Origin of the sequence: Micromonospora sp. NPDC053740 (genome assembly GCF_040677775.1) — a bacterium.
Taxonomy (GTDB): domain Bacteria; phylum Actinomycetota; class Actinomycetes; order Mycobacteriales; family Micromonosporaceae; genus Micromonospora; species Micromonospora alfalfae.
Genome location: NZ_JBFASO010000002.1, coordinates 204,421 through 222,780 on the forward strand (window position 1 = coordinate 204,421; position 18,360 = coordinate 222,780).

Below are 18,360 nucleotides of genomic sequence, written 5' to 3' on the forward strand. Positions count from 1 at the left end.
CCAGCGCCACCTCGACGCCTGCCAGCGCAGCCTTCAACGCCCCCGGGCGATGCCGGTTCACCGGGTCGCCGACCGTCAGCTCCGGCGGGCGCGCAGCACGCCGGTCAGCATCGGCAGCGTGAACTCGCCGTGGGCGGTTTCGGATCGGCTGCCGAGGAAGGAGCGGATCCGGCCGAGGGTGGCCTCTCGCTCCTCGTCCGGCATGACCAGCATCCCGGCCCGCGTCGCGAGCGTCGCGACGAGCGAGTCGGCGGTACGGCGCTGCCCGTGCGGGAACTCGACCTGCTCCGCGGACCCGAACCGGGCGGTCAGGCCGGTGCTCGGAACGAGCATGCCCGCCGTCGCGGCGCGCCAACTGCTCAACGTGTCACGTGGGCCGATGGCCGCACTCCCGCTGACCCGTTCGAGCCCGGCAACCCAGTCGATCCGGTCGTCCATGATGTTCCACAGACCGGCCAGGATGCCGCCGGGGGCGAGGACCCTGGCGATTTCCGCCCCGGCCACGGCCATGTCGAACCAGTGCAGGGCGTTGCCGGCGAGCACGGCATCGACGGAGGCGTCCGGCAACGGGATGGCCTCGGCGCTACCCGGCAGGGCATTGACGCCCGGCTGCGTACGGCGCAGCTCGGCAAGCATGGCCGGGTCGGGTTCTACGGCCACGACGTCCGCGCCCACCGCCGCCAGCGTCGCCGACAGCTTGCCGGTGCCGGCACCCAGGTCGAGCACGCGCAGGCCAGGGGCGGGCTCCAGCGCCCACCGCACTGCGGCCTGCGCGTAGTCCGGGCGGTGCTGGGCGTACGCGGTCGCCGCCGCGCCAAACGACGATCGGAGCATCTGTTCCGTCATCCGGTCAACGTACCGCCGCTTGTCGACATCGACTGCGACCATGGCCACCGTGCAGATCCTGCGGAGCTGGTGGCGTGCCCGCTACCCCCTCTACACACTCGGCCTCGTGGTCGGGCTGGTCATGATGTGGCTTCCGTTCAAGACCTTTGAGGACAACGACGCCTGGGCAAGTCGACTGCGGGTCGACGGTGTGCCAGAGCAGGCAGTCGTCGATGAGCTAGTGCACAAGCGGCGGAACACGATGCACCTGCGCTACGAATTCGCCGGCGCTCAGCGTCAGGCCGAAGTCGGCTGTTGGGAGGTCTGCCTGCCGGCCGGCAGTGCGGTGCGAATCTGGGTCAACCCCAACGATCCGGAGGATTTCGTCACCGATTTCGGCATCCTCAGCGGGCACCGGGGCCGGCTGCAAGGGGTGGTCGGAGCGGCAGGCCTGGTTCTGTCCGGGTGGATGGCGCTGGCCGTCCTCGGCCGCGGCTACGAGACACGACGCGACCGCCGGCGGCAGGACTGGCAGCGGCAGCAGCGGGACCAACGCAAACGACAGCTCACGAACGCCAGGGCCGGAACGAAACGCAAGCCGAGCCGCCACCACGGCCAGCAGTAGGAGCGCCGCGAGTGCCTCAGGCAGGCCCGGACCGGAGCGAACACAGGTCGAGCCCGGCGGCACCGCTGACTCGCCGAGACCGGTTCGCCACGCAAAGGCGATAATCACTGCGCCCATTTACCTGGATCTACGAGTCGCGCCCCTGGTCAAGCCACGTTTATCTATCCGTTACCAACACCGGACTTCACGGCATTGGCGGTAGCTATACGGTCCAAACCAAAGCACCTGGAGATATGGAGGAATTATGAGGAAAGCAACGTCGAGGAAACTCGCAGCGGCGGGTGGCGCACTCACGCTCGCATTTGCCGGCATTCTTCCGATCGCCGCACCGGCATCTGCGGCGGCCCAGCCCGTCCCGGCCGCCATGATGGACGAGCTGGGCGCTGTGCCGGCGGAAGTCGGAACACTGGCCTCCTGCTCGGACTGGACGCCGCACATCAGGCGGGTCATCGTCGGCAGCGCCGCGGTGCACACCAGCTATTCGGGGTCGTCTACGGTGATAGCCCACTGGAAGTCGAAGACGCTTTTCCGTATCGACAAGCGTTGCGTGAACGATGCCGGAAACCTGTGGTGGCACTCGGACTGCTGCACTGGCGTAAAGGGCTGGATCTGGAACGACTATACGGAGTTCGCCCACTACAACTGAAAGCCTGCTCCGCGTCATCGCGGACCTCACTCAGGCAATAGGGAACACTCCCCCAGCGACTAGCCACACACGTCGTTGGTGAAGGGGCCAGGGCGACAGGGTGTGGCGTCCTACCGGACACCCGACCTCGTCACCCTGACCCCTTGGGTGTCGGCCCGGCAGGTGACGACGATGGCCACGTGCAGCGGTACTGGATCGTGCCGGAGGCCCGTTCCCTCCACCCGACCCGACGGCGAACAGGTTGGCTCAGACGTTGAAGCGGAACTCCACGACGTCGCCGTCCTGCATGACGTACTCCTTGCCCTCGATGCGGACCTTGCCCGCCGCCTTGGCCGCCGACATCGAACCGTGCTCGACCAGGTCGTGGTACGAGACCACCTCGGCCTTGATGAAGCCGCGCTGGAAGTCGCTGTGGATGACGCCCGCGGCCTCCGGGGCGGTGGCGCCGACCGGGACGGTCCAGGCGCGCGCTTCCTTGGGGCCGGCCGTGAGGTACGTCTGGAGGCCGAGGGTGCGGAAGCCGACCCGGACGAGCTGGTTGAGGCCGGGCTCGTTCTGCCCGATCGACTCCAGCAGCTCGCGGGCCTCCTCCTCGGGCAGGTCCACCAGCTCAGATTCGATCTTGGCGTCCATGAAGATGGCCTCGGCGGGGGCGACCAGGGCGCGCAGCTCGTCGAGGAACGTCTCGTTGGCCAGCTCGGCCTCGTCGACGTTGAAGACGTACAGGAAGGGCTTGGTGGTGAGCAGGTGCAGCTCGCGCAGGTGCTCCAGCTCGATCTTGGCGGCGGCGGCCCCGGAGTAGAGGGTGGTGCCACCGTCGAGCACCTCGATAGCGGCCTTCGCTGCGGCGACAGCGGCGGCCCGGTCCTTGCGGAGCTTGGCCTCCTTCTCCAACCGGGGCAGCGCCTTGTCCAGGGTCTGCAGGTCGGCGAGGATCAGCTCGGTGTTGATCGTCTCGATGTCGTCGGCCGGGGAGATCTTGCCGTCGACGTGCACCACGTTCGGGTCGGAGAAGGCCCGGACGACCTGGCAGATCGCCGAGGCGTCCCGGATGTTGGCCAGGAAGGCGTTGCCCCGGCCCTGCCCCTTCGACGCGCCGCGGACCAGGCCGGCGATGTCGACGAACGACACCGGCGCCGGCAGCACCTTCTGCGAGGAGAAGATCTCGGCCAGCTTGCCCAGCCGCTCGTCGGGAAGCCCGACCACGCCGACGTTGGGCTCGATGGTGGCGAACGGGTAGTTCGCCGCCAGCACGTCGTTCTTGGTCAACGCGTTGAAAAGCGTGCTCTTGCCGACGTTGGGCAGGCCGACGATGCCGATGGTGAGACTCACGACGGGCCAGCTTACGCCGGTCCCGGCCGGGACGGTCCAGGCGGCTCCGATTCGCCGCCGCGCCGGTGGTCGATCGTCGCTCCCACCGGGCCCTGTCGGACGTTGCTAATCTCCCGGTTCGATGTTCCGCTGCTGGAGGTGGGATGACCTCGACATTGCCTGACCTGTACATCGCCGTCGATGTGGAGGCGGACGGGCCGATCCCCGGGCCGTACAGCATGATCTCGCTGGGCATGGCAGTGGCCGGCCGCCCGGACCTGATCTTCTACACCGAGCTGCGTCCCATCTCCGACGAGTTCGTCCCGGCGGCGTTGGCCGTCTCCGGCCTGGACCGGGACCGGCTGCTGCGGGAGGCACCCACCGCGCAGGAGGCGATGTCCGCCGCGGCGGCCTGGGTCGACGGCCTGCGCGGGGTCGGCCGTCCGGTCTTCCTCGCCGCCCCGGCCGTCTGGGACGGCATGTTCGTGCACTGGTACTTCGTCCGCTTCGTCGGGCACAGCCCGTTCGGCGCGACCGGCTCCGGCGTTGATCTCCGCAGCTACTGGATGGGGTTGACCGGCAGCAAGTGGGCCCAGACCCGCCAGGACACGATCAAGCACGAGCTGGGCCTGCACGACATGCCGCACACGCATCACGCCGGGGAGGACGCCGCCGAGCTGGCCCAGGTCTTCGACGCGGTGCTGCGCCGCCGACAGCCGGTCGAGGAGGCGTGACGCTCAGCCGAGCCGGCGGGGGGCGATGACCGCCTCCCGGACGCTGCCGTCCGCGCCGCGGCTGATCTCGTACGCCGAGACGCCGTCGCGGTCCGCGACTGCCTCGACCAGCTGGGTGCCCCGGTAGACCAGACCGACGCCGTCGTCGGTGCAGTGGCTGGTGGGGAGCGTGCCGTCACCGACCAGCTCGTGCATGAGCGGGCGGCGCTGGCCCTCGCTGTCGTAGTGCACCCCGTTGCCGTACGGCAGCCAGGCCAGGCCCTCAGTGAAGCCGCGCAGCCGGGGGCCGAAGCTGTCGGTGGCACCGCCGACATGCCAGCAGATCGAGCCGGCGGAGACGCCGGCCAGCACCACGCCGGCCTGCCAGCACTCGTGCAGGATCTCGTCGAGCCCGTGCACCCGCCACACCGCTACCAGGTTGGCAACGCTGCCGCCGCCGACCCAGAGCACGTCCTGGGCGAGCAGGTGGGCGCGGACGTCCTCGACGTTCGGCATCGGGAACAGGGCGAGGTGTGACAGCCGGAACCGGGTGTCGGCGAACCCGCCGTAGACGGCGGTCAGCGAGGTGGGCTGGTCGCCGACGGCCTGCCCGAGGTAGCAGACCCGCGGCTGCGGACCGGCCTCGGCCAACTCGGCTGCCAGCTCGAAGACCGGGCTGGGGCGCAGGTCGTAGGGCCCCCGGTCGCCCCGGAGGAAGCCCATGCTGGTGGCGATGATGGTCGGTTCGCTGGCCGGCATCGAGGCGTCCTTCCGTCGGGGGCGGTGCGGCGTCCATCCTGCCGCAGCCGGTCTCCGGTTCGCTCGGTGCGGGGTCCGACCGCCACCCGCGGGTGGTGGTCGGACCCCGCCAGCCTCATGATCAACTACCCTGGTCGGGCCGCCGTTGGCGGGGCACCTCGACCTCGGGCCAATGACCCAGGGCCCGACGGTCGACCGGCGGCAGTTGCCCGGCGGCGGCGCGTGGCAGGGTGAACCGGTCGGCGGCGGCCGGCCCGACCGAGACCGACTCGCGCAGCATCCAACGCACCTCGTCGGCCGTCCAGCCCAGCCCCGGCCGCGCGGCGATCTCGCGGATCAACCGCCGGCCGACGCTCGTGTCGTCGTCGTAGAAACGCATGCACCAGTGGTGCGTCCACATCCCAAGCGCCCGCAGGCCAGCGTCGTCCAGGGAGCCGGCCAACCGGCCGCAGGCCGTGCCGGGGAAACTCTGCTCGGGGTCGCCCGCCCGGTCCCGTTCGATGGCGCCCACGGCGGCCGGCGCGACGGCTCGCATCCGGCGGTAGAAGGACTGCGCCACCGCGCGGGGCAGCGGCGGGAACGCACCCGGTGTCGACGCCGCCGCCCAACCCGCCACGCTCGTCATCCGCCGCACCCCTTCTTCAGTTGGTGGCCGGACGCTACCCGGCACGACCGACACTTTCGGGCCGAAAAACCTCACCGATGGTGGATAGCGACGATGACCTGGGGCGTCTGTATCTGTGACAACGAAACGGGGGTGGTGGGTGGACGAGGACGAGCGCGCGCGGCTGGCCGAGTTCGTCGGCAGCCGGACTCCGGCGCTGATGCGGGTCGCCTATCTGTTGACCGGGGACCGCAACGCCGCCGAGGACCTGTTCCAGTCGGCGTTGGCGCGGGCCATCCCGAAGTGGGGAACCATTCGGCACGCCGACCCCGAGGGCTACCTGCGGGTGGTGATGTACCGCGAGCAGATCAGCTGGTGGCGGCGACTCCGCCGGTGGCGGGAGACACCGCTGAACCCGGCCGACGAACCGGTCGGCGGCGACCCGAGCAGCGGCACCGACGTGCGGTTGGCGATGCGTGCCGCGCTACGCCACCTGCCACCGACCCAGCGGGCGGTGGTGGTCCTCCGCTACTACGAGGACCTGCCCGAAGCCCGGGTGGCCGAGTTGCTGGGCTGCTCGGTGGGGACCGTACGCAGCCGTACCCACCGAGCGGTGAAACGACTGCGCGACCTGCTGCCGGACGTCGACAGGCTGGAGGTACGGCGATGACCGAACCCTTCGAGCACCTCATCCGCTCCACCCTCACCGACCTGGCCGAGGAGGCACCGATCGTGCATGACCAGTTGAGCCGAGCGGAACGGCGGGTGCGCAACAGACGTCGCGCCACGGTGACGGTGGGGGCGGTGAGCACCCTCGCGGCGATCCTGATCGCCACCCCGCTCGCCCTGGCCGCTACCGGGTCGGACGAGCCTCCCCCGGCCGTGCCCAGCCCGGCCGGACCAGCGGCCGTGCCCAGCCCACCCGTGCCCACCCCGTCCGCGCCCACCACGGTGCCCACTGTCGAGCCCCGGCCCGGTGGCGGGGTCGCGAGTCCGTCGGGCCCGCCCGGCGTACCGGAACGGCCGACGGTCTCGCCGACCCCGTTGACTCCGCCGGGCGTGCCAGGCAAGCCGGGGGCACCGGGTGTGCCGGCCGGGCCGACCGCCTCACCAAGCCCGTCGAGTTCGCTGGGCCCGCCCGGTGTGCCGGGCCGACCGACGGCGTCGCCGACCCCGTTGCGCTGAGCAGGACCGGTCCGGTCGGCGGTTTCCTCGCGTCGGCCGGACCGGCCGTCCCACTGTCATCGCCGGCCTCTGTGGCACCGACACGCCACTGGCCTCCCGAGCCGGAGGCGGGCAACCGGTCGGAGATTCCGGTCACTCTCCCGCGACGCTCCCCGGTACCGGGGAGCGTCGCGCCCCGCGGCGACCGGCGGGCACCGCTCCACCGAATTTGTCGAGGCCGGCCTGCCCGCTCATTCTTGGGCCATGACCGATCCCGGACACCCGAGGTGCGAGCTGCGGGGGCAACGATGAGCACCGCCATGGCCCGGGTGCCCGACTCCCTCCGGGGGCAGATCGTCACCCCCGGCGACCGCCGGTACGCGCAACTGCGCTCGACGTACACCAGGTCGGCGTCACCGGCCGCGGTCCTGCTGCCGAAGACCACCGCGCAGGTGGTCGACGCGCTGCTCTACGCGCGGGAGCAGCGGCTACCCATCGCGGTCCGCAGCGGCGGGCACGGCCTCTCCGGAGCCTCGTCCAACAACGGCGGGGTGGTCATCGACCTGTCCATGCTCGACCGGGTCCAGGTGATCGACGAGCGGGCCGGGCTGGTCCGGGTCGAGGCCGGCGCGCGCTGGGCGAACGTGGCGAAGGCGCTCGCGCCGTACGGCCTGGTGATCAGCTCGGGTGACTACGGCGGCGTCGGCGTCGGCGGCCTGGCCACCGGCGGTGGTGTGGGCTGGCTGGTCCGCGCCCACGGCCTCACCATCGACCGGGTCCGCGCCGTCGAGGTGGTGCTGGCGGACGGGACGCTGGTACGCGCCGACGCCGACCACGAGCCGGAGCTGTTCTGGCTGGTCCGTGGCGCCGGTGCCGGCGCGGGCATCGTGGTGGCCTTCGAGATCGAGGCGGTCGAGCAGCGCAACGTGGGCGTCGCGCAGCTGGTCGTCGAGGCGCATCCGGACGGTCGCACCGTCCGGGAGTGGACGAGCTACCTCGCCCAGGCGCCACGGGAACTGTCCGCAGCCGCCGTGGTGTACGCCGAGGGTCGATCGGTCCTCATGTCCATCACGGCCGTGGTCGCCGCCGAGAGCCTGCGCCGGGGCCGGCCGGCGGTGGAACCGCTGCTCGCCATCGGCAAGGTGCTCGAACACCGGACCGACCTGCTGCCGTACCCGACGCTGGTGCCGACCGCGCACCTCAACCCCAACGTCGGGCAACAGCGTGGCACTACCACAAACGGCCTGTTCACCACGCTGGACGACGCCGGGGCACGGGCGGTGACGCGAGCGGTGACCGGGCCGGGGCGGGCGGTGATCCAGCTCCGCTCGTTGGGCGGGGCGGTCAACGACGTCGCCTCCGACGCCACCGCGTACCCGCATCGCCACCAGGAGACGCTGATCGTGGCCTCGGTGTTTCCGCCGCAGGCCGACGCCGCGTTGAACGCCGCGTGGCGGGCCGCCGGGGCACGCGCCGACGGCGCGTACGTCAACTTCGAGAGCCGGCCCGATCCGGCCGCGTTCGCCCGGATCTACCCGGGCGAGACCGGGGCCCGGGTCCGGCGGCTGTGGAAGCGGTACGACCCGGACGGTGTGTTCCGATCGGCCCTGCTGACCGGTCAGCCGAACCGCGCCCCACAGCCGAACCGCGCCGCACAGCCAAACCGCGTCGCACAGCCCAGCCGATCCGGCCAGCCACACCGGCGCCGTCGACGCCCCCGTTGACCCAGCCTCTTCGAGCCCGCACACCCAGGTCCGATTCCCGCCAGCCGATGACCGGCCGCGCGGGGCATCATCGGTGACATGGAGATGGACTTCGAGCGGTGTTACCGGGCCGTGGACAGCCGTGACCAGCGGTTCGACGGCTGGTTCTACACCGGTGTGACGTCCACCGGGATCTACTGCCGGCCGTCCTGCCCGGCGATCACACCGAAGCGGCACAACGTCCGGTTCTTCCCGTCCGCCGCCGCCGCGCAGGGCGCCGGGCTGCGCGCCTGCCGCCGCTGCCGGCCGGACGCCGCGCCCGGCTCACCGCTCTGGGACGTCCGCGCTGACGTGGTGGGTCGGGCGATGCGGCTGATCGCCGACGGGGTCGTCGACAGGGACGGCGTACCGGGGTTGGCCTCCCGGCTGGGCTACACCGAACGGCACCTGCACCGGATGCTGAGCGCCGAGATGGGCGCCGGGCCGCTCGCGCTGGCCCGGGCCCAGCGCGCCCAGACCGCCCGGATCCTGATCGAGACGACCGACCTGGCGATGGCCGAGATCGCGTTCGCCGCCGGATTCGGCAGCGTGCGGCAGTTCAACGACACGCTTCGCGAGGTGTACGCGAGCGCCCCGTCGGACCTGCGCACGGCCCGTGGCCGCCAGCAGGCACCGGCCGGGGCGGGGACCATCGCGCTCCGGCTGGCGTACCGCCCGCCGCTGCACGCCCGGGCTCTGCTGGACTTCCTCGCGGTACGGGCGTTGCCCGGTGTGGAGGCGGTCCACGACGGGACGTACCACAGGGGTCTGCGGTTGCCACACGGCACCGGCCAGGTGGCGCTGACCCCGACGGACGGGCACGTGGCGGCGACGTTGCGGCTCGCCGACCTGCGCGACCTGGCGCCGGCGGTGGCCCGCTGCCGCCGGTTGCTCGATCTGGACGCGGACCCGGTGGCCATCGACGCCACGCTGGCCGCCGACCCGGCGCTGGCCCCGGCGATCGCCGCCGAACCCGGCATCCGCGTCCCCCGCGCCGTCGACGGCTTCGAGCAGGCCGTCCGCGCCATCATCGGCCAACAGGTCTCGGTCACCTCCGCAAGAACAACCCTCAACCGCCTCCTCACCGCGCACGCTCGCGTTGATCATGAAGTTGTTGCCACCGGCACCGGCGTGTCGGAGCAACAACTTCATGATCAACCGGGCGAGCTGCGGGGGTTTCTGGGGGCGGAGGAGCTTTTGGGCCTGCCGGATTCAGCGTTCGGGATGCCGGTGGGGCGGCGGGAGGCGCTGCGAGGGCTGGCTCGGGCCGTCAGCGACGGGACGGTGGACCTCGCTCCCGGGGTGGATCGGGAGGACGCCGTCCGGCGGCTGCTCGCGCTGCCCGGCATCGGCCCATGGACCGCCAACTACCTGGCCATGCGCGCCTACGGCGACCCGGATGTCCTCCTCAGCTCCGACCTCGCGGTCCGGCGCGGCGCCGCCGCGCTCGGCCTGCCCGACACCCCGCCAACCCTCGACAGGTACGCCGAACGGTGGCGTCCCTGGCGGTCCTACGCCACGATCAGACTCTGGAGAGCGGCATGAACATCGACAGCACCGTACTGAGCACACCGGCCGGCCCACTGAGCATCCTCGCCGGCCCCGACGGTGACGTACTGGCGGCCGGCTTCACAGCGGACCCGGCGGCGCTGCCGCCCCTGATCCACCCGGCCCTGCGGGCACCGCTACGGGAGCGGGCCGACCTCGGCCCGGTCAGTGCGGCCGTCCACTCCTACCTGGACGGTGACCTCGCCGCCATCGACGCGGTGCCGGTCCGTCAACGCACCGGTGGAGAGTTCATGGCGCACGCCTGGCAGGTGCTGCGCGAGGTGCCGCCCGGCACCCCGGTCACCTACACCGGGTACGCCGCGCTGGCCGGTCGCCCACCGGCGGTCCGAGCCGCAGCGGCCGCCTGCGCCCGGAACGCGGCAGCCCTCTTCGTGCCCTGCCACCGGGTTCTTCGCACCGACGGCACGCTCGGTGGCTACCGCTGGGGGCTGGACGTGAAGAAGTGGCTTCTCGGTCATGAGCGGCGCTTGACAACAAGCTGACAGGAACATCGACAGTCATTGACGCTACCGTCTGGTAGTGCCTGTGGAGAGCGACGGCGACCCGGCCGCCCGGGCCGCCGCGGGCACCCACCCCGTGCACAACCTCTGGCGGCTGCGCCCCTACCTGCGCCCGTACGCCGCCGAGTTCGCCTGGCTGCTCGTCGCGGGGCTCGCCGGCACCGCGGCCGGGATCGCCGTACCACTTGTCGTGCAGCGGGTCGTGGACGGGCCGGTGGCCCGACACGAACCGGCCGGGCTGCTCCAGCTCGGCGGCCTGGCCCTGCTGCTCGGCGTCGTCGAGGCGGTGCTCATCTTCATCCGACGGTGGGTGCAGTCGTCGTCGGCGGTGGGCATGGAGGCGGCGCTGCGCGCCGACGTCTACGCCCACCTGCAACGGCTGCCAACCAGCTTCCACGACCGCTGGCAGTCCGGCCAGTTGCTCTCCCGGATCACCAGTGACCTGTCGGTGATCCGCCGGTTCCTCTCCTTCGGCGTCTTCTTCCTGGTGCTCAACCTGACCACGTACGTGGTGGTGGTGCTGCTGCTGATCAACCTGCACCCGGCGCTCGGGGTGCTGGTCGCGGCCAGCGCGGTGCCGCTGCTGCTGATCAGTCGCCGGTTCGGCCGGCACTACCACGCCGCGTCCCGCCGGATGCAGGATCAGCAGGGCGACGTGGCGACGCTGGTCGAGGAGACCGCGCAGGGCCTGCGCACCATGAAGGCGCACGGGCGGGGGCCCGAGCTGGCCGCTCGCTTCGCCGGTGCGGCCCGGCGGCTGCACGACACGGGCGTCGGCAAGGGGCGGCTGCTGGCGAACACGTCGGCGCTGCTCGACCTGGTGCCCAACGTGACACTGGGCGTGGTGCTGGCGGCCGGGGCGGCCGCCGTCGCGCACGGCGCGCTCACCATCGGCGAGCTTGTCGCGTTCGTCAGCCTCCAACTGATGCTCATCTGGCCGGTGCAGTCGCTCGGTTGGATCATCGCCAACGGTCAGGAGGCGGCCACCGCCGCCGACCGGATCCAGGAGGTGCTGGACACTCCACCGCAGATAGTGGATTCTCCCGGCGCTGTCGCGTTGACACGTGACGCGGTGCACGGTCGGCTGCGCTTCGAGCGGGTCGGCTTCAGCTACCCGGGTGCCACCACTGGGGTGCTGCGCGAGATCGACCTGACCATCGAGCCGGGCGAGACGCTGGCACTGGTCGGCGCCACCGGCTCGGGCAAGAGCACGCTGCTCTCCCTGGTGCCCCGGCTGCACGAGGTGACCACCGGCCGGATCACCCTCGACGGGCACGACCTGCGCGAGCTGCGGCTGGCCTCGCTGCGCCGGCTGGTCGGGGTGGCGTTCGAGGAGCCGACACTCTTCTCCATGTCGGTGCGGGAGAACCTCACACTGGGTCGCCCGGACGCCGGTGACGACGAGATCCGCGCAGCCCTCGCGCTGGCCCAGGCCGACTTCGCGTACGACCTGCCGTGGGGGTTGGCGACCCGGGTCGGCGAGCAGGGGTTGTCCCTCTCCGGCGGCCAACGACAACGGCTCGCGCTGGCGAGGGCCGTGCTCGGCCGACCGGCGGTGCTGGTGCTGGACGACCCGCTCTCCGCTCTCGACGTGCACACCGAGGCCCTCGTCGAAGCGGCGCTACGGCGGGTCCTGCGCGACAGCACCGCGCTGCTGGTGGTGCACCGGCCGTCGACGATCGCGCTGGCCGACCGGGTCGCCCTGCTGGAGGACGGACGGATCACCGCGACCGGCCGGCACTCCGACCTGCTGGCCACCGTCCCGGCGTACCGGGCACTGCTCGCCGCCGAGCCGCCCGCCGGGCATCCACCAACGGCTGGGGCCAGCGACCCCAGTTCGTCCCCTTCGGACGGGTGGGGGCTGGTGCGCTCGTGAGCGTGCCGGAGCAAGCCGACCCACCTCCCGAGGAGGAACCCGAGCTCACCCGCTGGCGCGGAACAGCCACCGACCCGGAGGCCGACCGGAGTCGAGCCGAGGACACCAGCCCCGAGGCGGTGGCCCGGCTACGCCGGCTCAGCCGCGCCCTGCTGCGCGACCTGCTCCGCCCGCATCGGAAGCGTCTCGCCGCGGCGGTCGCCCTGCTGCTGGCCCAGAACGCCGCCGCGATGGCCGGCCCGTACCTGGTCATGATCGGCATCGACCGGACCATACCGCCGTTGCGCGCCGGCGACGCTGGCCCGCTGGTCGCCGTCGCCGGGGCGTTCGCGGTGGCCGCGGTGACCGAGTACGCGGCCCGCCGCGGCTTCCTCACCCTCTCCGCCCGGATCGGCCAGGCCGTCCTGCTCGACCTGCGGCAGCGGGTGTTCGGGCACTTCCTGCGGCTGTCGGTGGGCTTCCACGAGCGGTACACGTCCGGCCGGATGGTCTCCCGGCTCACCAGCGACCTGGACTCGATCGCCGAGCTGGTCGACGGGGGGATCGACAGCCTGGTGCTGGCCGGGCTCTCGATCCTGTCGGTGGCCGCCATCCTGCTCTGGCTGGACCTGCCGCTGGCTGCCGTGACGCTGTTCGCCTTCCCTTTCCTGTTCTGGCTCTCCCGCTGGTTCGCCAGGTCGTCGGCCAGCGCATACCGACGGACCCGGGACGCGGTCGCGCTGGTCATCGTGCACTTCGTCGAGTCGATGCGGGGCATCCGGGCGGTGCAGGCGTTCCGCCGGGAGCCTCGCAACCAACGAATCTTCGTGGCGCTCGGCGACGACTACCGGCGGAGCAGTCTGCACGCGTTCCGGCTGATCGCCACGTACTCGCCCGCGATCAAGCTGATCGGCAACGTCACAGTGGCGGTGGTGCTCTGCTACGGCGGCTGGCGGGTGCTCGGCGGGCAGACCGAGATCGGTGTGCTCGCCGCGTTCCTGCTCTACCTGCGCCGCTTCTTCGAGCCGATGCAGGAGCTGAGCCAGTTCTACAACTCGTTGCAGTCGGCCACCGCCGCACTCGAGAAGCTGGCCGGGGTGCTCGACGAACGACCGGCCGTCGCCGAACCGGCCCGGCCCACACCGCTGCCGACCGGTCCCGGCCGTGGGGAACTGGTCTTCTGCGCGGTCGGCTTCGGCTACCGGGCCGACACCCCGATCCTCTGCCGGCTGGAGTTGACAGTGCCGGCCGGGCAGACAGTGGCGCTGATCGGCCCCACCGGGGCGGGCAAGTCGACTATCGCGAAGCTGGTCGCCCGGTTCCACGACCCCGACACCGGCACGGTCCGGCTGGACGGGGTCGACCTGCGCGACGTACGCGACGCGGACCTGCGCCGCGCGGTGGTGCTGGTGACGCAGGAGAACCACCTCTTCAGCGGGACCGTCGCGGAGAACATCCGGTTCGGTCGCCCGGGGGCCGACGACGACGCCGTCCAGGCCGCCGCGCGGGCGATCGGCGCGCACGACTTCATCGCCGCACTACCCGAGGGGTACGCCACTCAGGTGCACCGGCGCGGCGGCCGGCTCTCCGCCGGGCAGCGGCAACTGGTCGCGTTCGCCCGCGCGTTCCTGGCCGACCCGACAGTGCTCATCCTGGACGAGGCGACGTCGTCGCTGGACGTGCCGACGGAACGCCTTGTGCAGCGGGCACTCGGCACCATCCTGCGCGACCGCACGGCACTGGTGATCGCCCACCGACTCTCCACGGTGGAGACGGCCGACCGGGTGCTCGTCCTCGACGGCGGAACTGTCGTCGAGGATGGCCCACCCGCTGTTCTTGCCGAGGCCGACGGCAGGTACGCCGCCCTGCACCGCCAGTGGCGTGACTCGCTGATCTAGCCGGGTCGCCCCGTCGCGGCCACAACCGCCGGCCGGTGTGTTCCGTCGCAACTACGTCGCCCCGCACCCGGCAGGTGCCTACGATCGCAAGATGACCGACACGGCGAGGACGGCCCGCGCCGGCGTTCCCGAGCGTCCGACACTGGACGGGCTCGAGGAGAGCTGGGCACGCCGCTGGCAGGAGGAAGGCACGTACGCGTTCGACCGCTCGAAGCAGCGCAGCGACGTGTTCTCGATCGACACCCCGCCGCCGACCGTATCGGGCGAGTTGCACATGGGGCACGTCTTCTCGTACACGCACACCGACACCACAGCCCGGTACCAGCGGATGCGCGGCAAGGCCGTCTTCTACCCGATGGGCTGGGACGACAACGGCCTGCCCACCGAGCGTCGGGCGCAGAACGTGTACGGGGTGCGCTGCGATCCGGCGCTGCCGTACGACCCGGTGTGGCGGCCACCGGCGGCTCCGGTCGACGACGCGGCCCGCCGCAACCCCACCCCGATCTCCCGGCGCAACTTCATCGAGCTGTGCGAACGGCTGACGGTCACCGACGAGCAGGCCTTCGAGGCGCTGTGGCGGCGGCTCGGGCTCTCGGTGGACTGGTCCCTGACGTACACGACGATCGGCCGGATCGCCCGGACCACCAGCCAACGGGCGTTCGTCCGCAACCTGCGCCGCGGCGAGGCGTACCAGTCGGAGGCGCCGACCCTCTGGGATGTCGGCTTCGCCACCGCTGTCGCCCAGGCGGAGTTGGAGGACCGGGAGCGCCCCGGCGCCTACCACCGGCTGCGGTTCACCGCGGCCGACGGGCGTGAGGTGCTCATCGACACCACCCGGCCCGAGCTGCTGCCGGCCTGTGTGGCGCTGGTCTGTCACCCCGACGACGAGCGGTACGCCGACCTGGTGGGCGGCACCGTGCGCAGCCCGCTGTTCAACGTCGAGGTGCCGGTGTACGCCCATCCCCTCGCCGAACCCGGCAAGGGCACCGGCGTCGCGATGGTCTGCACCTTCGGTGACCTGACCGACGTGACCTGGTGGCGTGAGCTGGGGTTGGACACCCGGGTGGTGATCGGCCGGGACGGTCGGTTGCTCCCCGAGCCGCCGCACGGGGTGCCGACCCAGCCGTACGCGGCGCTGGCCGGGCAGACCGTCAACGGCGCCCGCCGGGAGATCGTCGGGATGCTGGCCGACACCGGTGACCTGATCGGCGAGCCGCGTCCGATCACCCACCCGGTCAAGTTCTACGAACGCGGCGATCGCCCACTGGAGATCGTCTCGACTCGACAGTGGTATCTGCGCAACGGCGGCCGGGACGAGGCGCTGCGAGCCACGCTGCTGGGCAGGGGCGAGCAGCTGCACTGGGTGCCGGCGCACATGAAACACCGCTACGACAACTGGGTGGGCGGCCTCAACGGGGACTGGCTGGTAAGCCGTCAACGCTTCTTCGGCGTGCCGGTGCCCGTGTGGTACCGGCTCGACGACACTGGCGAGCCGGACTGGTCCCACCCTCTCACGCCGGACGAGTCGGCGCTGCCGGTCGATCCATCCAGCGATCCGGCACCCGGTTACGACGAGTCGCAACGCGGCCGACCGGGCGGCTTCATCGGCGACCCGGACGTGCTGGACACCTGGGCCACGTCCTCGGTGACCCCGCAGATCGTCGGTGGCTGGGAGACCGACCCGGACCTGTTCGCCAGGGTCTTCCCGATGGACCTCCGCCCGCAGGGGCAGGAGATCATCCGGACCTGGCTCTTCGACAGCGTGGTCCGTTCGCACTTCGAGCACGGGGTGCTGCCCTGGCGGGACACGGTGCTCTCGGGCTGGATCCTCGACCCGGACCACAAGAAGATGGCCAAGTCCAAGGGGAACGTGGTCACCCCGCTGGCCCTGCTGGAGCAGCACGGCTCGGACGCGGTGCGCTACTGGGCGGCCAGCGGCAAACCCGGCATGGACCTGGCCTTCGACCCGGCGCAGATCAAGGTCGGCCGGCGACTGGCCACCAAACTGCTCAACGCGTCCAAGTTCGCGCTCGGGCTGGGCGCGGCGGACGCGCTGCGCGCCCCGGCGACAACACCACTGGACCGGGCCATGCTCGCCGAGCTGGCAACAGTGGTCACCGCAGCGGGCACCGCCTTCGACTCGTACGACCACACGGCGGCCCTGCAGGTCACCGAGGCGTTCTTCTGGCGGTTCTGCGACGACTACATCGAGCTGGTCAAGGAACGGGCCTACGGCACCGGCGCGGCGGCCGACTCCGCACGGGCCGCGCTGGCCTCGGCGCTGTCGGTCCAGCTGCGGTTGTTCGCCCCGGTGCTGCCGTACGTGACCGAGGAGGTCTGGTCGTGGTGGCGGTACGGCTCGGTGCACCAGGCGCCGTGGCCCACCACCTACGAGGTGGCCCGCACGATCGAGGGCTCGGGTGAGCCGGCGCTACTGCGGCTCGCCGGTGACGCGTTGAGCCAGGTGCGACGGGCCAAGTCGGAGCGGAAGCTGTCGATGAAGGCGGAGGTGCCGTTGGCGGAGGCGCTCGGCCCGGCGGCGCTGCTGGAGCAGCTCACACTGGTCGCCGACGACCTACGGGCGGCCGGCCGGATCGGCAAACTCGACCTGCTCCCGGACCGTACCCCGGAGTTGGTCATCGCCTGCGCCTTCTGACCCGGGTCCGCCGCCGCCCGAGCGGGCGGCGGCGGACCGGCGGCTCACCAGCCGCGCAGGAAACGCAGCCCGAGCAGGAACGCGATCACGGAGGGCCCCACCAGCAGGGTGATCGCCTGGAGGCGGTACGGCATCCGGTGTCGGGTCAACTCGCCCGCGTTGCCCAGCACGATGGCCCCGGCCAGCATCAGGAACGCGCCCCACCAACCGGTCTCCAGGTGGATCAGGTCCACCCGGATCAGTTGCAGGGTCACGCCGAGCAGCGCTCCGGTCAGTGCGAGCAGGGCCACCGCCCGGTGCAGGCCCCGGGCCAGCGGGTGGGCCGCACGCCAGCCGTAGGTGCCGGCCACCGCCAGGCAGGGCAGCACCACCATGAGCGGCCAACCTCGCCCCATCACGCCGAACATCAGCAGCGCGCCGACCGCGAACACCATCGTGCCGACGCAGGCGAGCATGTACCCGCCGAAGGCCCGGCCGCCGCCGCGAGCCAGCAACGGCCCACCGCTGGCCGCGATCAACGCGGCCGGGATCAGGATGAACACCGCCCACCAGTGGAACTGGCCGCTGCCCTGAGCCGCAGTGGCGACAGTGGCACAGGCCAGCCCGGCAACGGCCAGGCTGGTCAGCCACGGCCGGCTGCTCCGGGAGTATGGCTCAGCCAACGACGTCCGCTCCGCTTCGACGCTCACGCCCACCAGCCTGGCCCGAGGTGGCCCGCCCGGTCCATCCGGCCAGCCCTACCGCCACGCGGGGGCTGGCCGGAACGGCGTCTCGCACCGCTGTCAGCTCGTCTCGCCGGCCACGCTGAACGAGCGCAGGCGGTCGATGGCGAGCACTGTGAAGCCGACGCTGACCAGCGCGGTCATCACCGACGCCACCGGCACCGACACGCTCGTCTCCAGCAGCCCGGTGGGGGCGATCCGGTCGGCGAGGGCGATCACGTACTGCTGGATGGAGAGCACCTTGGTGCCGCTGACGAAGTTGCCCAGCAGCCCCTCCCAGATCAGCACGTAGACCAGCCCGAGCAGCACCGGCCGCCTGGTGACCAGGCTGAGCGCGAGGAACAACGCCGAGTACGCGAGCGCGCCGAGCGCCGCCGCGACCGCCAGCGCCAGCCCGAGGCGTACCGAGTCGGCGAGCACGCCCGCGACGTAGAGCGGCACCGCGACGGTGGCCGCGCTGACCCCGGCGGCCACAGCGAGCTTCGGCAGCACGATCTGCCAGCGCGGCAGCGGCTTGGTCAGGATGTGCACCACGGTGCCGTCGTCGATCTCGGCGCCCAACACGCCCGTGCCGATGATCAGCGCAACCACCGGCAGCACCACGGCCAGCCCTAGACCGACAAGCACCGGCGGCCCCCACTCGCCCGGGTCCACCCCCAGCGACCGGCACAGCACGGCCAGCCCGAGCAGCACCAACGGCAGCGGTAGCAGCAGCAGGAACCGACGTCGGCCGAACAAACCGCGCGCGGTGATCCAGGTAACTGTCGACAT

The 18,360-nt window shown here is 71.8% G+C and carries 17 protein-coding genes; 11 read left to right on the forward strand and 6 right to left on the reverse strand.

Translation table 11 applies throughout. The annotated features are described in order from the left end of the window. Positions 1-75: 75 nt before the first annotated feature. Positions 76-846, reverse strand: coding sequence for a class I SAM-dependent methyltransferase (locus AB0K35_RS05525; protein WP_238668283.1), 771 nt, complete (start codon positions 844-846; stop codon positions 76-78). 40 nt (positions 847-886) lie between these two features. Between AB0K35_RS05525 and AB0K35_RS05530 the strand changes: the two genes are divergently transcribed. Together AB0K35_RS05530 and AB0K35_RS05535 are read left to right on the forward strand one after the other, a co-directional pair. Then, positions 887-1,450, forward strand: a complete 564-nt coding sequence (locus AB0K35_RS05530; RefSeq protein WP_363883939.1) for a DUF3592 domain-containing protein — start codon at positions 887-889, stop codon at positions 1,448-1,450. 244 nt (positions 1,451-1,694) lie between these two features. Further along, positions 1,695-2,096 carry a hypothetical protein gene (locus tag AB0K35_RS05535; protein ID WP_238668285.1) on the forward strand — a complete coding sequence of 134 codons (402 nt, stop codon included), beginning with the start codon at positions 1,695-1,697 and terminating at the stop codon, positions 2,094-2,096. 246 nt (positions 2,097-2,342) lie between these two features. Here the strand turns inward: AB0K35_RS05535 and ychF are convergent, their stop codons facing one another. Then, positions 2,343-3,428 carry a redox-regulated ATPase YchF gene (gene ychF, locus AB0K35_RS05540; protein WP_238668301.1) on the reverse strand — a complete coding sequence of 362 codons (1,086 nt, stop codon included), beginning with the start codon at positions 3,426-3,428 and terminating at the stop codon, positions 2,343-2,345. A 143-nt stretch (positions 3,429-3,571) separates the two neighbouring features. Here ychF and AB0K35_RS05545 point away from each other — a divergent pair, with 143 nt between their 5' ends. Next, entirely contained in the window at positions 3,572-4,141 is a 570-nt protein-coding gene (locus AB0K35_RS05545) for an exonuclease (protein ID WP_363883942.1), read from the forward strand. A 3-nt stretch (positions 4,142-4,144) separates the two neighbouring features. Here the strand turns inward: AB0K35_RS05545 and AB0K35_RS05550 are convergent, their stop codons facing one another. Both AB0K35_RS05550 and AB0K35_RS05555 read right to left on the reverse strand, forming a co-directional pair. Further along, positions 4,145-4,879 carry a peptidase E gene (locus tag AB0K35_RS05550; protein WP_238668303.1) on the reverse strand — a complete coding sequence of 245 codons (735 nt, stop codon included), beginning with the start codon at positions 4,877-4,879 and terminating at the stop codon, positions 4,145-4,147. Positions 4,880-5,000: 121 nt separating this feature from the next. Continuing rightward, a complete protein-coding gene (locus AB0K35_RS05555; RefSeq protein WP_238668304.1) occupies positions 5,001-5,504 on the reverse strand; it encodes a hypothetical protein in 504 nt (167 codons plus the stop codon). Between the two features lie 139 nt (positions 5,505-5,643). Between AB0K35_RS05555 and AB0K35_RS05560 the strand changes: the two genes are divergently transcribed. The 8 genes from AB0K35_RS05560 (at position 5,644) to valS (ending at position 16,867) form a co-directional block, all read left to right on the forward strand. Beyond that, positions 5,644-6,153: a SigE family RNA polymerase sigma factor gene (locus AB0K35_RS05560; RefSeq protein ID WP_238668305.1), complete on the forward strand. Its 510-nt coding sequence runs from the start codon at positions 5,644-5,646 to the stop codon at positions 6,151-6,153. Beyond that, positions 6,150-6,668, forward strand: a complete 519-nt coding sequence (locus AB0K35_RS05565; protein WP_238668306.1) for a hypothetical protein — start codon at positions 6,150-6,152, stop codon at positions 6,666-6,668. The genes AB0K35_RS05560 and AB0K35_RS05565 overlap by 4 nt, the downstream gene beginning before the upstream one ends. A 287-nt stretch (positions 6,669-6,955) precedes the next feature. After that, positions 6,956-8,371, forward strand: a complete 1,416-nt coding sequence (locus tag AB0K35_RS05570) for an FAD-dependent oxidoreductase (protein ID WP_363883946.1) — start codon at positions 6,956-6,958, stop codon at positions 8,369-8,371. Between the two features lie 78 nt (positions 8,372-8,449). Beyond that, positions 8,450-9,934, forward strand: coding sequence for an AlkA N-terminal domain-containing protein (locus AB0K35_RS05575; RefSeq protein ID WP_238668308.1), 1,485 nt, complete (start codon positions 8,450-8,452; stop codon positions 9,932-9,934). Beyond that, on the forward strand, positions 9,931-10,440 hold the full coding sequence (locus AB0K35_RS05580) for a methylated-DNA--[protein]-cysteine S-methyltransferase (RefSeq protein ID WP_238668309.1): 510 nt from the start codon (positions 9,931-9,933) through the stop codon (positions 10,438-10,440). Before AB0K35_RS05575 ends, AB0K35_RS05580 begins: the two co-directional genes overlap by 4 nt. A 37-nt stretch (positions 10,441-10,477) precedes the next feature. Continuing rightward, positions 10,478-12,334, forward strand: a complete 1,857-nt coding sequence (locus tag AB0K35_RS05585) for an ABC transporter ATP-binding protein (protein ID WP_238668310.1) — start codon at positions 10,478-10,480, stop codon at positions 12,332-12,334. Continuing rightward, positions 12,331-14,211: an ABC transporter ATP-binding protein gene (locus tag AB0K35_RS05590; RefSeq protein WP_363883949.1), complete on the forward strand. Its 1,881-nt coding sequence runs from the start codon at positions 12,331-12,333 to the stop codon at positions 14,209-14,211. Before AB0K35_RS05585 ends, AB0K35_RS05590 begins: the two co-directional genes overlap by 4 nt. 91 nt (positions 14,212-14,302) lie before the next feature. After that, complete coding sequence (valS, locus tag AB0K35_RS05595) at positions 14,303-16,867, forward strand: valine--tRNA ligase (protein WP_363883951.1); 2,565 nt, start codon at positions 14,303-14,305, stop codon at positions 16,865-16,867. A gap of 44 nt (positions 16,868-16,911) precedes the next feature. Here the strand turns inward: valS and AB0K35_RS05600 are convergent, their stop codons facing one another. Both AB0K35_RS05600 and AB0K35_RS05605 read right to left on the reverse strand, forming a co-directional pair. Next, a complete protein-coding gene (locus tag AB0K35_RS05600) occupies positions 16,912-17,556 on the reverse strand; it encodes a hypothetical protein (RefSeq protein ID WP_238668313.1) in 645 nt (214 codons plus the stop codon). A 93-nt stretch (positions 17,557-17,649) separates the two neighbouring features. Next, a complete protein-coding gene (locus tag AB0K35_RS05605) occupies positions 17,650-18,360 on the reverse strand; it encodes an ABC transporter permease subunit (RefSeq protein WP_238668314.1) in 711 nt (236 codons plus the stop codon).

Excerpts from the sequence above, each read along its gene's own strand:
- AB0K35_RS05605 (WP_238668314.1), bottom strand. The coding sequence starts at position 18,360 with ATGTCGACAGTTACCTGGATCACCGCGCGCGGTTTGTTCGGCCGACGT.
- AB0K35_RS05545 (WP_363883942.1), top strand. The coding sequence starts at position 3,572 with ATGACCTCGACATTGCCTGACCTGTACATCGCCGTCGATGTGGAGGCG.
- AB0K35_RS05530 (WP_363883939.1), top strand. The coding sequence starts at position 887 with ATGGCCACCGTGCAGATCCTGCGGAGCTGGTGGCGTGCCCGCTACCCC.
- AB0K35_RS05570 (WP_363883946.1), top strand. The coding sequence starts at position 6,956 with ATGAGCACCGCCATGGCCCGGGTGCCCGACTCCCTCCGGGGGCAGATC.
- AB0K35_RS05580 (WP_238668309.1), top strand. The coding sequence starts at position 9,931 with ATGAACATCGACAGCACCGTACTGAGCACACCGGCCGGCCCACTGAGC.
- AB0K35_RS05555 (WP_238668304.1), bottom strand. The coding sequence starts at position 5,504 with ATGACGAGCGTGGCGGGTTGGGCGGCGGCGTCGACACCGGGTGCGTTC.
- valS (WP_363883951.1), top strand. The coding sequence starts at position 14,303 with ATGACCGACACGGCGAGGACGGCCCGCGCCGGCGTTCCCGAGCGTCCG.
- AB0K35_RS05535 (WP_238668285.1), top strand. The coding sequence starts at position 1,695 with ATGAGGAAAGCAACGTCGAGGAAACTCGCAGCGGCGGGTGGCGCACTC.
- AB0K35_RS05525 (WP_238668283.1), bottom strand. The coding sequence starts at position 846 with ATGACGGAACAGATGCTCCGATCGTCGTTTGGCGCGGCGGCGACCGCG.
- AB0K35_RS05550 (WP_238668303.1), bottom strand. The coding sequence starts at position 4,879 with ATGCCGGCCAGCGAACCGACCATCATCGCCACCAGCATGGGCTTCCTC.
- AB0K35_RS05565 (WP_238668306.1), top strand. The coding sequence starts at position 6,150 with ATGACCGAACCCTTCGAGCACCTCATCCGCTCCACCCTCACCGACCTG.
- AB0K35_RS05575 (WP_238668308.1), top strand. The coding sequence starts at position 8,450 with ATGGAGATGGACTTCGAGCGGTGTTACCGGGCCGTGGACAGCCGTGAC.